This is a genomic window from Pseudomonas sp. P97.38 (assembly GCF_001269745.1).
In the GTDB taxonomy this organism is placed as follows: Bacteria; Pseudomonadota; Gammaproteobacteria; order Pseudomonadales; family Pseudomonadaceae; genus Aquipseudomonas; species Aquipseudomonas chlororaphis_E.
On sequence record NZ_LHVJ01000014.1, the window covers coordinates 179054 to 191357 of the forward strand.

Annotated in this window: 14 protein-coding genes; 3 read left to right on the forward strand and 11 right to left on the reverse strand. The window is 60.4% G+C overall.

Annotated features, from left to right (window positions below):
* The first annotated feature begins 220 nt into the window (after positions 1 to 220).
* Positions 221 to 679 carry a hypothetical protein gene (locus AD664_RS09145; RefSeq protein ID WP_053146028.1) on the forward strand — a complete coding sequence of 153 codons (459 nt, stop codon included), beginning with the start codon at positions 221 to 223 and terminating at the stop codon, positions 677 to 679.
* Between the two features lie 61 nt (positions 680 to 740).
* On the opposite strand, the gene AD664_RS09150 is transcribed toward AD664_RS09145, so the two are convergent.
* The 4 genes from AD664_RS09150 to AD664_RS09165 form a co-directional block, all read right to left on the reverse strand.
* A complete protein-coding gene (locus AD664_RS09150) occupies positions 741 to 1439 on the reverse strand; it encodes a LuxR C-terminal-related transcriptional regulator (RefSeq protein ID WP_053146030.1) in 699 nt (232 codons plus the stop codon).
* A gap of 627 nt (positions 1440 to 2066) precedes the next feature.
* The gene (locus AD664_RS09155; protein WP_053146031.1) at positions 2067 to 2696 is read right to left on the reverse strand and encodes a LysE family translocator; all 630 of its coding nucleotides are present in this window, start codon (positions 2694 to 2696) and stop codon (positions 2067 to 2069) included.
* Between the two features lie 61 nt (positions 2697 to 2757).
* Complete coding sequence (locus AD664_RS09160; RefSeq protein WP_053146033.1) at positions 2758 to 4107, reverse strand: NCS2 family permease; 1350 nt, start codon at positions 4105 to 4107, stop codon at positions 2758 to 2760.
* A 257-nt stretch (positions 4108 to 4364) separates the two neighbouring features.
* On the reverse strand, positions 4365 to 4805 hold the full coding sequence (locus tag AD664_RS09165) for a MarR family winged helix-turn-helix transcriptional regulator (RefSeq protein ID WP_053146035.1): 441 nt from the start codon (positions 4803 to 4805) through the stop codon (positions 4365 to 4367).
* Between the two features lie 81 nt (positions 4806 to 4886).
* On the opposite strand from AD664_RS09165, the gene AD664_RS09170 reads away from it, so the two are divergent.
* Entirely contained in the window at positions 4887 to 6053 is a 1167-nt protein-coding gene (locus AD664_RS09170; protein ID WP_053146037.1) for a PLP-dependent aminotransferase family protein, read from the forward strand.
* Positions 6054 to 6202: 149 nt separating this feature from the next.
* Here AD664_RS09170 and AD664_RS09175 read toward each other — a convergent pair whose 3' ends face one another.
* The 5 genes from AD664_RS09175 to AD664_RS09195 form a co-directional block, all read right to left on the reverse strand.
* Positions 6203 to 6574 carry a glutathione S-transferase N-terminal domain-containing protein gene (locus tag AD664_RS09175; protein ID WP_053146319.1) on the reverse strand — a complete coding sequence of 124 codons (372 nt, stop codon included), beginning with the start codon at positions 6572 to 6574 and terminating at the stop codon, positions 6203 to 6205.
* A 101-nt stretch (positions 6575 to 6675) separates the two neighbouring features.
* Positions 6676 to 7221 (reverse strand): GTP cyclohydrolase I FolE, encoded by a 546-nt coding sequence (gene folE, locus AD664_RS09180; RefSeq protein ID WP_053146039.1) that lies wholly within the window; start codon positions 7219 to 7221, stop codon positions 6676 to 6678.
* A 77-nt stretch (positions 7222 to 7298) separates the two neighbouring features.
* Positions 7299 to 7856, reverse strand: a complete 558-nt coding sequence (locus AD664_RS09185; RefSeq protein ID WP_053146321.1) for a Smr/MutS family protein — start codon at positions 7854 to 7856, stop codon at positions 7299 to 7301.
* A 73-nt stretch (positions 7857 to 7929) separates the two neighbouring features.
* Positions 7930 to 8250, reverse strand: a complete 321-nt coding sequence (locus tag AD664_RS09190; protein ID WP_042732310.1) for a hypothetical protein — start codon at positions 8248 to 8250, stop codon at positions 7930 to 7932.
* Positions 8251 to 8382: 132 nt separating this feature from the next.
* Positions 8383 to 8973, reverse strand: coding sequence for a cysteine hydrolase family protein (locus AD664_RS09195; protein WP_053146041.1), 591 nt, complete (start codon positions 8971 to 8973; stop codon positions 8383 to 8385).
* A gap of 253 nt (positions 8974 to 9226) precedes the next feature.
* On the opposite strand from AD664_RS09195, the gene prmB reads away from it, so the two are divergent.
* Positions 9227 to 10135 (forward strand): 50S ribosomal protein L3 N(5)-glutamine methyltransferase, encoded by a 909-nt coding sequence (gene prmB, locus AD664_RS09200; protein WP_047736474.1) that lies wholly within the window; start codon positions 9227 to 9229, stop codon positions 10133 to 10135.
* Between the two features lie 176 nt (positions 10136 to 10311).
* On the opposite strand, the gene AD664_RS09205 is transcribed toward prmB, so the two are convergent.
* Positions 10312 to 11106, reverse strand: coding sequence for a hypothetical protein (locus AD664_RS09205; RefSeq protein ID WP_053146043.1), 795 nt, complete (start codon positions 11104 to 11106; stop codon positions 10312 to 10314).
* A 98-nt stretch (positions 11107 to 11204) separates the two neighbouring features.
* Complete coding sequence (locus tag AD664_RS09210) at positions 11205 to 12170, reverse strand: alpha/beta hydrolase (RefSeq protein WP_053146045.1); 966 nt, start codon at positions 12168 to 12170, stop codon at positions 11205 to 11207.
* Positions 12171 to 12304: the final 134 nt, after the last annotated feature.

The following is a 12304-nucleotide window of genomic DNA, read 5'->3' on the forward strand; positions in this document are numbered from 1 at the left end:
ATCGATGGGTTGTTGCCATGTTTTGCCAAAGATTTTGCTGTCGTTGTTACACACATCCCAATGGTGGGGTAGCGCTTGGCAGAGGTTGCCAATGTTTTAAGTATGTTTATTGATGTTTCTTCGCGAGTGAATATGTCTGCAGGAAGTGGAATTTATTTGACAAGGTTTGGGTTTTGGCTATTGTGCGCTTTGCGCCAATTTTTCTAACAGGGAACGTTTTGTGAAAGTAATCAATCTCATGTCTGTCGTCGGTTGTTTGACCGTTTCGTTGTTCGCCGCTCACCCCCAAGCGGCAGAGTTGAATATAAGCAGCCTCCCGGATAATGTCAGTCTGATCGCGACCGGGCTGAACAAAAACCGTATTGCGGAGCAGCAGGGCTACTCCCAAGTGCTCAATGTAAAAAGCAGCATAGCGCTTTCTCCTGTCTTTGTCGGTGAGGGTCCGAACAGTCAGCCTGATATATTTGGTATGGTCTCCATTATCGTTGATCCGAAGATTCCGATGGTTTATGTGAGTTGCTCTGGGTTTTTAAGGGTCGATATTCCTTACGCCGTTGAAATTAAGCTTGCCGACGAAAACATTCGCTGTGAGCCGAGCGCCTCTGCCGAAAGTGTTAATACAAGGGTGAGGAATATCTCTTCCGGCATTGACGTTCGGTTCTTTGAATTTCGCTCGTAGGTTGGCACAGGTTGAGTATTGGATCCTCCGTTCCTGGCGGGAGCTGATTTCGTGTGTCGCTTTAGATCAACCCCTTTCGGACAGCTGTTGTCACCGCACTGGTTTTATTCTTGACGTCCAATTTGCTGATGATGGCTTGTATGTGAAAATTTACGGTGCGTTCCGAAATCGAAAGTATGGTAGCCACTTCACCTGAGGTTTTACCCTCGGCAGTCCATTTGAGAACATCGAGTTCTCTTTGGCTCAGTCGCAGGGGACGTAATGTCGTGAGGAGCTGATCGATCAGATGAGTGTGGGTTCTGGTAGCCAACCAGAGCATCGCACCCACTCGTCCATGAAAGTCTTTTATGGAAGTGGCTGGTTCGTCTTGTAAGAAACTGAAAATGCTCGTGACACCACGGTGATCTTGCACGGGATGCGAGATGCCGTACTGCAGTTGGAAAAAGTTGAGGTCTTCCCACAGGCCGGGTACGGACTCGAAGAGTGGCTTGCTCCAAAGCACGGGCAATAAGGAATGATGGCAATATTTAACGATGGGGTTGTTTCGATAGTCGTACTGACGCTGGAAATACTCGTTCCAGGTCGTGGGTAGGTTATTGAGCGTGAGTAGAGGGGTGTTGCAGTCGTTGGTTGAAAACACCAGGATCGAACAACGATTGAAGCCTAGTTGTGCTGCGGATGATTGGAAGTCCTCAAAAGCGCTTTTTATTAGCTGGCTTGACGTTATGGCTTGCAGTTTTTCTGTGTCCCATTGCCCCATGGATGACGCCCTCTTGCATGGATTAAGTGCTGGTGTGAACTCGCTTTGTACGTAGCACTTATAGGGCCTAGGGTAGTTGCGTTTTTTTGGCTTTCCATGAGAGAGGAAAAATAATCTGTATTGGTTTTTAATCGCGAACTGTAAGGTGGCGATTAAAAACCAAGGTGTTTCAGATGTTTATACTTTTGAGGGGGGATCTGAAGGTTTTTTGTTGTGATGGTGTTGCAGTTTTGTTCAATACCCAAGTCTGGCGGAGTAAGGGTCTAAAGGCCTTGTCTATAACAATCGGAAGGTGTGCCCCGCCATACTCTGACGCCTAATGCTCATCGAGGATGGGCACTAGGCTCTGTTTGAAAAGTCTTGAGACGAAGGTCAGGCAAGGCGAAAACCGGCGAGGAAGCGGAGTTTACTGGAGTAAATGAGCATTCCGAGCTGGTTTTCAACGCAGCATGAACGAGTATCAAGGCTTTTCAGGCAGAGCCTAGAGTGTCAGGTATCGGCGTCGGTACTTCAGAAATTAAAGGGTGAACACTGGCCGAGTGGGTCTGAATGTCGTGAGTCAAGGGATGAGGAGCCACGAGCCCAACGCGATAGCTTGTGTAAAAACAGTCCATCGCTGATCGACGCTCAGTGGGCGGACATCAGCGATGCCGCGCCTGCGCCGCCAAACAGGCCAGCGCTGATGCGGTTGAACCAGCTCTGGCCCTTGCCCGTGCGCAGGTATCGCGCCGCGCCGTGGGCGCCGAACCCGTAGGCCAGCTTGCATAGCAGGTCGAGGACGGTCCAGGTGGCGATCATGATCAACAGTTGGGGCAGGAACGGCTGTTCGGCGCTCAGAAACTGCGGCAGGAAGGCAGCGAAGAACAGGATGTCCTTCGGGTTGCTGGCGCCCAACACGAAGGCCCGGCCGAACAGTGCGCGAAAGCGCGGCACGGCGGCGGCCTGGGGCACCTCGGCGCCCTGGGAGGGCTGGCGCGATTGCTGCCAGCTCTGCCAAGCCAGATAGAACAGGTACAGCGCGCCGGCGATTTTCAGGCCGCTGAAGAGTTTTTCCGAGGCCAGCAGCAATGCGCCGAGCCCCAGCGCCGAAGCGCTCAGCAGGCAGATCGAGGCAATCACCCCGCCAAGGAATGCCGGGTACGAGCGTCGCAGGCCGTAGTTCAGGCTGTTGCCGATCATCAACAGCGACAGGGGCCCGGGGATGAGGATCACCACCAGCGCGGCGCCACTGAACAACAGCCAGGTTTCCAGATTCATTGCTTTGCTCCTGATGTACAAAAGCCTCACCCAAGGGTGAGGCGGTGGATAGGGGGGCCGCTTACAAGAAGATGAACTTGGCGATGAAGATCGCGCAGAGCACCCACAGGCTGACGGAAATGTCCTTGTGATTGCCGGTGCCGGCCTTGAGCACCACATAGGTGATGAAGCCCAGTGCGATGCCGTCGGCCACCGAGAATGTCAGGGGCATCATGATGGCCGTGACAATGGCCGGGATGCTGTCGGTCGGCTCGTCCCATTCGATGTGCGCCATGCCGCCCATCATCAGCATCGCGACGTAGATCAGCGCGCCGGCCGTGGCGTAGGCCGGGATCATCCCTGCCAGTGGCGCGAAGAACATCGCGGCAATAAATAGCACACCGACGGTCACGGCGGTAAGCCCCGTGCGACCACCCGCGGCCACACCGGCGGCGCTTTCCACGTAGCTGGTCACGGGCGGCACGCCGACCATGGCGCCGAAGACACTGGAAGCACTGTCGGCCTTCAGGGCGCGGGACAGGTTTTCGATCTTGCCGTCGGCCTTCACCAGCCCGGCGCGCTGGGCAACGCCCATCAAGGTGCCGGCGGTGTCGAACATGTGCACGAACAGGAAGGCCAGCACCACGCTGATCATGCTGATGTTGAACACGCCGGCCACGTCCATGGCCATCCAGGTCGGCGCCAGGCTCGGCGGCGTCGACATCACCCCGTTGTAGTGCACCAGCCCCAGGCCCCAGCCGGCCAGGGTCACGGCAATGATGCTGATCAGGATCGCGCCGAACACCCGGTGGTAACTGAGCACCGCGATCATCAGGAAGCACACGGCGGCCAGCAGCGGGCCGGGTTCACGCAGCGAGCCGAGCTTGATCAGGGTCGCCGGGCTGTCGACGACGATCCCGGCGGTTTTCAGGCCGATCAACCCAAGGAACAAGCCGACCCCGGCGCCCATGGCGAACCGCAGGCTTACCGGAATGCTGTTGAGCAGCCACTCGCGCACCCGCGACAGGGTCAGGAACATGAACAACACGCCGGAAATGAACACCGCGCCCAGCGCGGTTTCCCAGTTGTAGCCCATGGTGCCGACCACGGTGTAGGTGAAGAATGCGTTCAGACCCATGCCTGGCGCCAGTCCCACCGGCCAGTTGGCGTACAGCCCCATCAACAGGCACCCCAGCGCGGCGGCGATGCAGGTGGCGACAAACGCGGCGCCGTGATCGATGCCGGCGTCGGCCATGATGTTGGGGTTGACGAAAATGATGTAGGCCATGGTGATGAAGGTCGTCAGGCCGGCAATCAATTCGGTCTTCACCGTGGTGCCGTGCACGCTGAGTTTGAAGATGCGCTCCAACCAGCCACTGCGTGATGGCGGCGAGAGGTCCAGCGTCCGGGCTTCGGGTTTGCGGCTTTCCACAGCGAGTACTCCTCAAGAGTTTTATTGTTATTTCCAGCACCGCAGACCCTGAGGAGGGCTGCGAGGCTTTGAGGCAGGTAAGGCTGGCGACGTTTTGTTGACCTATTGGTCAGGAACTCGCACGAAGCGAATTATGCTTTTGTATACAAATAAAGCAAATAATGTTTTTTGTGTTGTGGACTAAAAAACGGGGGAGAAGGGTATATCGGCGTTCGCGGGCTCGCGAAAGCGTCAGCCCGGAAAACTGCGGGCCGGAATCAGTCCGCAGGCCCCTTGCCGAGCGCCTGGTTAACCGCGAGCCAGCCATTGACCGCGGTCTCCCCGGCCTCGGTGAACACCCGCTCCAGCAATTTCACCTGTTCACGCCGCAGCGCCTGCTCGAACCGCTCGCCCTCGGCCGTCAATTCCAGCAGCCGCTTACGCTTGTCGGTCTCGGAGGCGAGGCTGTTGACCAGATGCATTTCCATCAACTGGCGCAACGGCATGTTCAACGCCTGCTTGCTGACGCCGAGTAGCGCCAGCAGTTCTTTCACGCTCAACGACGGGTAGCGGGCGATGAAGAAAACGATGCGCTGGTGGACCCGGCTCAATCCGCGGCGCTCAAGCATTTCATCGGCCTTGGCGGTGAACGCCTGGTAACCGAAGAAGAACGCTTCCATGGCCATTTGCTGTGAAGTCGGGTTTTTAAGGTCAAGCATATTGACGTATCCAGAAAGGGCGAGGTAATTTCGGTCAACCAGTTTGACTCATTTTTCCAGCGACCGGCTACAGGTGACCTCATGGCTTTTTCCGAACGTGTCTCGCGCCTCAAAAGCTCCTTGATCCGAGAAATCCTCGCCGCGGCGCAGCGCCCTGAAGTGATGTCGTTCGCCGGTGGCCTGCCGGCCGAAGCCATGTTGCCGAAGGTGGAGTGGGCAGCCATGCCGTTGTCCATGGGCCAATACGGCATGAGCGAAGGTGAGCCGGCGTTGCGCGAAGCCCTGGCAGCGCAGGCGCGTTCGCTGGGCCTGGCCTGTGAGGCGAGCCAGGTGCTGGTGGTCAGCGGCTCCCAGCAAACCCTCGACCTGGCGGCCAAGTTGCACATCGACGTGGGCACCGAAGTGCTGCTGGAAGCGCCGACCTACCTGGCGGCGCTGCAGATTTTCCAGTTGTTCGGTGCCGCTTGCATGACCGTTCCCCTGGAGGCCGATGGTCCCGACCTGCACGCGCTGCGTGCCCGGCTGGAGCGGCATCGGCCCGCGTTCATCTACCTGATCCCGACGTTCCAGAACCCGTCGGCGGTGCGCTACAGCGAGGCCAAGCGTGACGCGGTGGCGGCGCTGCTGGACGAGTTCGGGGTCACCTTGGTGGAAGACGAACCGTACCGTGAACTGACCTTTGACGGCGCCAGTGCCACCCCGATTGCCAGTCGCCTGAAGAAGGCCAGTTGGATCTACACCGGCACCGTGTCGAAAACCCTGCTGCCGGGGCTACGGGTGGGGTACCTGATCGCCAGTTCGGATCTGTTCCCGCACCTGCTGCGGCTCAAGCAGTCGGCTGACCTGCATACCAATCGCATCGGCCAGTGGCAGGCGCTGCAATGGATCGGCACCGAGCAGTACCGTCGTCATCTGAGTGAGTTGAGGGATTTCTACCGGGACCGGCGTGATCGGTTCCAGGCGGCGCTGCAAACGCACTTTTGCGACATCGCCGATTGGAACGTGCCCCAGGGCGGGCTGTTTTTCTGGCTGACCCTCAAGCAACCGCTGGACACCCGCACGTTGCTCGCCACCGCGCTGGCGGCCGACGTCGCGTTCATGCCCGGGGAGCCGTTCTTCCCCGAGCCGGACCAGCATCCGGGGCACCTGCGCCTGAACTTCAGCCACATTGACCCGGCGCGACTGGATGAAGGGTTGCGTCGATTGGCGGGGGTGGTGCGGACGGCGCTGGCTGCGCGGGCGGCTTGATAACGCGTAGTTGCGGCGGCTGTGCGGGCCTCTTCGCGGGCAAGCCCGCTCCCACAATGGCTCAGTGTGAATGCAGGATTTGTATTCACATTTACTCCTGTGGGAGCGGGCTTGCCCGCGAAGAGGCCCTGGCATTCACTGCAAAGTCATCAGACTGCCGAAAACCGCTTATCCAGATACTCGATGATCACCTTGGACTCATACATCCAGGTGGTCTGGCCATCTTCTTCAATACGCAGGCACGGCACTTTGATCTTGCCGCCTTGCTCCAGCAGCGTCTGGCGATCCTGCGCGTTGTTCTTCGCATCGCGCAACGCCACCGGCACGTTCAGGCGGTGCAGGGTGCGGCGGGTTTTTACGCAGAATGGGCAGGCGTGGAACTGGAACAGCGTCAAGCCGCGGGCTGCCTGGTCGACCTGCGCCTGGGCTTGCGCCGGGCGTTGTTTCTTGCCGGGACGGGTGATGAAGTCGATGAGGATGATCAGTTGGCCCAGGCCAACTCGAAGCGCTTTGACGATCACGGTATAAGTCTCGTGGCACGGGAAGAGAGCGCGAAGCTTACCTGATTTTTCACGGGCGAAAAAAAACCGGCGATCGATGCCGGTTTTCTTCACGAAGCGATTTACTTGATGAGGCTGAGGAATTCCATGCGCGTCGCGGCATTTTCGCGGAACTCGCCGAGCATCACCGAGGTGATCATCGAGGAATTCTGCTTTTCCACGCCGCGCATCATCATGCACATGTGCTTGGCCTCGATCACCACCGCCACGCCCAGGGCGCCGGTCACCTTCTGGATCGCATCGGCGATCTGGCGGCTGAGGTTTTCCTGGATCTGCAGGCGACGCGCGTACATGTCGACGATGCGCGCAACCTTCGACAGACCCAGCACCTTGCCGCTCGGAATGTAAGCGACATGAGCCTTGCCGATGAAAGGCAACAGGTGGTGTTCGCACAGCGAGTACAACTCGATGTCCTTGACCAGCACCATTTCGCTGTTGTCAGAGCTGAACAAGGCACCGTTGGTGACTTCTTCCAGGGTCTGTTCGTAGCCGCGGCAGAGGTACTGCATGGCCTTCGCCGCGCGCTTGGGCGTATCGAGCAGGCCCTCGCGGGAGACGTCCTCGCCCAGTTGGCCGAGAATCGCGGTGTAATTCTGTTCCAGAGACATGAAACTACCTGTGGGATTTTACGCAAAGGGCAAGGGTACGGTGGCGGACACGGCGCTGCAAGCTCGGCAATCGAGGGCTACTCGTCGCGACCTTCCATCATGGTGCGCTTGAGCATCACGTAGACCGCCCCGGCACCGCCATGTTTCGCCTGGCAGGAAGTGAAACCCAGCACTTGCGGGTGCTGGCGCAGCCAGGTGTTGACGTGACTCTTGATCATCGGCCGCTTGCCGTCCAGGCGCACGGCCTTGCCGTGGGTGACGCGCACGCAGCGGATTTCGAACCGGGTGGCTTCGGCCAGGAAGGCCCAGAGGGTTTCCCGGGCCTTTTCGACGCTCATGCCGTGCAGGTCGAGGCTGCCCTCGAAAGGGATCTGGCCGACCTTCAGCTTGCGCATCTGGCTTTCCTGGACGCCGTCGCGCGCCCACATCAGTTCATCTTCGGGGCCGACGTCGATCACGAACTGGTCGGACAGGCCGTCCACCGTCGTGGCATCGGTGCGCACGGTGGCGGCTTGGCGCAGCTTGGCGATCTGGGCGCGATCGGCCTTGGGCTTGCCGGTCTCGGCACGGTCGTGTTTGATCGGTTTTACGCCCTGGATCGCACTTTTGAACAGGGAAAAGTCGTCGTCTTGCATGTCAGCCTCCGCGAAGCCGGCCAGTTTACCCAACTCTGGCGGGATCAGGCGCGACAAAACGTCGGATGGCGACTCAGTCGTGTTTTTTCATGAGATGCGGAGCCATGGCCAGCTCCAGGGATTGACGGGCGCGGCGGCGGCAGCGGCGCCAGAGCCAGACACCCAGCCACAGGACGAGCAGGCCGACTGCCAGGATGATGGCCGAACCGAGCGGGGTGGCGTTCAAATCGCCCAGCGCGGGCGGGCGGCCCAACAGGCTGGCGGCACCGGCCATGGCCAGCAGGACACCGAGTGTTGCCAGCAGCGCAGCGATCGCCGCGCCGATACGAAATCGCCAGTTGCTCGGGCCTTTGGGCCGCAAGCGACGTGCGTCAAAACCATCGGATAACTTCATTCCGATCTTCCTCAATGGGTATCGGCCCTTCGACCGGAAGATGTTCGGGTTGTTCCTGACACTAGGGCAATTGCGGCAAATGAGAGGCTTTTACGGATGAGCGGCGAAAGTGGCCGCTCATCGAAGGATCGATCAGGTGAAGTCCCGGGTCAGGGCCAGGGTGGCGAAGTTGTCCGCCATGATCGCCATTTCGGTCTGGTGCACATGCTCGGCGCTGAGCACGCCACCCTTGTGCGGCAGGTCGCGGGTGGCGCAAGCATCCTCCACCAGGGTGCAGCGAAAGCCCAGGTTCTTGGCCGCGCGCACGGTGGTGCTGACGCTGGAGTGGCTCATGAAGCCGCAGACGATCAGGTCCAGGGGGCCGAACTCTTCCAGGCGTTTTTTCAGTTCGGTGCCATGGAAGGCGCTGGGCAACAGCTTGCCGATGATGGTTTCGTCGTCCTGGGGTTCGAGTCCCGGAATGAACTCGCCGCGTTCGCCTTGTGGATCGAACAGCCCGCCATGGGTGCCCAGGTGGCGCACATGCACGATCGGCCGACCGGCTGCACGGGCCGCGCCGAGCAGTTGCTTGATGTTCGCGACTGCTTCATCCATGCCGCTCAGGGCCAAGGGGCCGGCGAGGTATTCCTTCTGGGCATCGATGATGATCAGGGTCGCTTGACTCAGGTTGGCTGCTGCGTAGCCGCGGCCGCTGAGTTGAAACATCGTTTTTGGAACGGACATTCTGGGGCTCCTTCGGGTGGGGCTTTTGCGACATTGTCCTCTGGCTGAGCGGTTCTGTGAATCGCTTCGATTGCAAGCGGCGCCGTTGCTGGCCTACAGCCTTGTCAAGATGCTCGTCTTGTTCAATAGATTGCGCAAAAAACGGATAGATCCTACGAATGCCTCGGAGTTTTTCTTTCGTCTTTGAGGCGTGTTTGGGTGGGGCGTGTTTGACTGGTAGACTCGCCCGTCGATTTTTCTGGAGTTTGCCGCCGTGATCACTTCCCGCCTTCGCACCCTGCGCGACCATATCCGTTGGGCCGTCAGCCGTTTCCATGGGGAGGATCTGTTTTTCGGCCATGGCACCGACAACGCCTGGGATGAAGCCCGCCAACTGGTGTTGGGCGCACTCCACCTGCCGTGGGAAATTGCCGATAGCTACCTGGATTGCCGCCTCGAAGACGAGGAACTGGTCCACCTGCAGCGCCTGTTGCGCCGGCGTATCGACGAGCGCATCCCGGCGGCCTATCTGTTGGGCGAGGCCTGGTTCTGCGGGATGTCGTTCATTGTCGACGAGCGCGTACTCGTCCCGCGTTCGCCGATTGGCGAGCTGATCGAAAAACGTTTCGAGCCCTGGTTGGGCCAGGCGCCTGCGCGAATCCTCGACCTGTGCACCGGTTCCGGCTGCATCGGGATCGCCTGCGCCTACGAGTTCCCGGAAGCCGAAGTGGTGCTGGCCGACCTGTCGTTCGAAGCGCTGGAAGTGGCGAACCAGAACATCGAGCGCCATGGCGTCGACGAGCGGGTGTTCACGGTCCAGGGTGATGGCTTCGACGGCCTGCCGGGGCAACGTTTCGACCTGATCGTGTCGAATCCGCCTTACGTCGACGCGCAGGATTTCGCCGACATGCCCCAGGAATACCAGCACGAGCCGGCGCTGGGCCTGGCCTGTGGCGAGGATGGCTTGAACCTGGTCCGGCGGATGCTGGCCGAGGCGGCTGATCACCTGACCGAGAAGGGCTTGCTGATTGTCGAGGTGGGCAACAGCCAGGTCCACGTCGAGGCGCTGTACCCTGAGGTCGATTTTGCCTGGCTGGACTTCGAGCGGGGCGGCCATGGCGTGTTCATGCTCAGCGCCGAGCAGTGCCGCCAGCACCAGGGGCTGTTCGCTTCACGGGTTTGATCTTCTGGATTGCCGATCGCTTTTTGTGGCGAGGGAGCTTGCTCCCGCTGGGCTGCGCAGCAGCCCCCGCTTTCTAAAGGCTTGAGACAGTCGCTGTCAGGTCTACGACGGCTGCGCAGTCGAGCGGGAGCAAGCTCCCTCGCCACAGGGGAACTTGCCACCCCCCCAGCCGGCACTCAATGCCGCGTCGCAATCCAAATCAATAACCCCGCCTGGAACATGGCAAACGCCACCAGGCAGGTGATGGTGAAGCGCAGGCCGGTGTCTTCGCGCTTGAACTTGTTGACCTTCTCTTCCTGCTGCTTGAGCCGGACTTCCTGTTCCGCCAGGTTCTGCTCGGCCTGTTGCAACATCTGCGCGGCTTCGAGGATCTCCACGAACTGCAGCTTCTCGGTGTTCCAGTCTCCTGCCAGGTCGCCGACGTGGGTCGCCTTGACGCTGCCCTTGAGGTGCTGGGCGTCGGCGTAGACCACTTCGAAACCCTGGGCCTTGAGAAAACGGTCGCGGCGCAGGCGGGTGTCTTCGTTCAGCGCGTCCTTGTTGTTCAGGTCGCTGCCGTCGACCCGGTAGCCCGACCAGCGTTTCTTCGCCCAGGTGATGCCCTGGGCGGCGAGGAAGCGGCCGATGCCACGGTTCATCGGCTCGATCTGCAGGTTGTCCGGGGAAAAGGTCAGGCGCTTTTCGACGTGATCGGCCCAGACATCCAGGTGATTCTGTTCCTTGCGCACGCGCTGGCCGGGCAACTTGATGCTCAAGCGCAACAGGCTGCGCTCCTTGCTGTGGCGTTCGGCGTAGCTGAATTCGACGAAGCGCAGCGGGCGCGCACCGGTGGCGCGGTCGGTCTTGAGCGGGGCCAGCCGGAGCATTTTGTGATGCTCGGCTTGCACGTCCGCCCAAGGCAACTGCTCCGCAGGCGTGGCGGTCGCTTCGGTAGCGGCTTCGGTATCGGGTGAAGTGGGTGTTTCAGTCATAACGGCAAATCCTGTCCTGGCCGGCGGGTCGGCAGCGATTGCGCTGCCCGACACCGGTTTATCGGCCGTTTTCGCCGGGACTGGAGGGCTAAAAGCGTTTAACGGGTAGCGATCGAGCGAATGAACGCCGGGATGCGCGTGCCCAGTTCAGCGGCCAGGGGACGGTTGGGGTCCTTGTAGGAAGCCAGTTGTTGTTTCACGTCCTTGGGCACGATGCGCAGGACATGATTCATGCCCTCGACCAGCGCCAGTTCGGCGTCGGGCTTGGCGGCTTTCAACTGCCGGGCATCGTCGACACTGACCTGGATGTCATGGCTGCCCTGGATGATCAGGGCAGGCACCTTCAGCGCCGCGAACGCCTGGGCCGGGTCCTGGCGGAACAGCGAGATCAGGTACGGCTGCACGCTGGGGCGGAAAATGACCTGCAACGCCGGCGGCACGTTCGCGTCGGGCCGGCCGGCCTTGAGGCTGTCGAGCAACTCGTTGCTGCGCAACATCAACGGTGCCGGCAGGCGGCTGGCCAGTTGCTGGCGCAGGAGCTGGTCGATGGGGCGGGCGCTGCCGGACACCGAGATCACGCCCGCGGCGTTGGCCTGGGGCGCGGCAAGGCTGGCGATCAAGGCGCCTTCGCTGTGACCCAGCAGAATCACCGGGCCCATTCGCGGGTCGGCGGCCAGCTTGCGGCTCCAGGCCACGGCATCGGCCACGTAGGCTTCGACGCTCAGGTTACGCTCGTCCGGCGTCGCGGCCAGGCTGGCGGCCACCCCCCGCTTGTCGTAGCGCACGCTGGCAATGTCGTGCCTGGCCAGGAGCCAGGCCAGGCGCTTGAGGCTGTCGTTGCGCCCGCCCTCCGGGTTGTTGCCGTCGCGATCGGTCGGGCCGGACCCGGAAATGATCAGGACCACCGGCACCGGCGTGTCGGATTTGGGCAGCAGCAGCGAGCCGAACAGTTCGCCGTTGCCCGTATCGAGGCTGATCGGACGTTGCAGCACCGTGGCCTGGGCCAGGCTGGAAAACAGGCCGATGAACAGGGTAACGCTCAAGACAAGCAGGTTTGACATCATCACGCCATTAGTTGCGAAGGTGCCGGTTGGACTGGCGCCGACCGAGAAGGTTCGAGGATGAACTACGCGGGGAGCTTGCGTATACTGGCGTCCACTACGAATCCAAGGTTGAGTTTCTCAGCGATTTCACGGAG

Excerpts from the sequence above, each read along its gene's own strand:
- AD664_RS09150 (WP_053146030.1), bottom strand. The coding sequence starts at position 1,439 with ATGGGGCAATGGGACACAGAAAAACTGCAAGCCATAACGTCAAGCCAG.
- AD664_RS09155 (WP_053146031.1), bottom strand. The coding sequence starts at position 2,696 with ATGAATCTGGAAACCTGGCTGTTGTTCAGTGGCGCCGCGCTGGTGGTG.
- AD664_RS09165 (WP_053146035.1), bottom strand. The coding sequence starts at position 4,805 with ATGCTTGACCTTAAAAACCCGACTTCACAGCAAATGGCCATGGAAGCG.
- AD664_RS09170 (WP_053146037.1), top strand. The coding sequence starts at position 4,887 with ATGGCTTTTTCCGAACGTGTCTCGCGCCTCAAAAGCTCCTTGATCCGA.
- folE (WP_053146039.1), bottom strand. The coding sequence starts at position 7,221 with ATGTCTCTGGAACAGAATTACACCGCGATTCTCGGCCAACTGGGCGAG.
- AD664_RS09185 (WP_053146321.1), bottom strand. The coding sequence starts at position 7,856 with ATGCAAGACGACGACTTTTCCCTGTTCAAAAGTGCGATCCAGGGCGTA.
- AD664_RS09190 (WP_042732310.1), bottom strand. The coding sequence starts at position 8,250 with ATGAAGTTATCCGATGGTTTTGACGCACGTCGCTTGCGGCCCAAAGGC.
- AD664_RS09195 (WP_053146041.1), bottom strand. The coding sequence starts at position 8,973 with ATGTCCGTTCCAAAAACGATGTTTCAACTCAGCGGCCGCGGCTACGCA.
- AD664_RS09205 (WP_053146043.1), bottom strand. The coding sequence starts at position 11,106 with ATGACTGAAACACCCACTTCACCCGATACCGAAGCCGCTACCGAAGCG.
- AD664_RS09210 (WP_053146045.1), bottom strand. The coding sequence starts at position 12,170 with ATGATGTCAAACCTGCTTGTCTTGAGCGTTACCCTGTTCATCGGCCTG.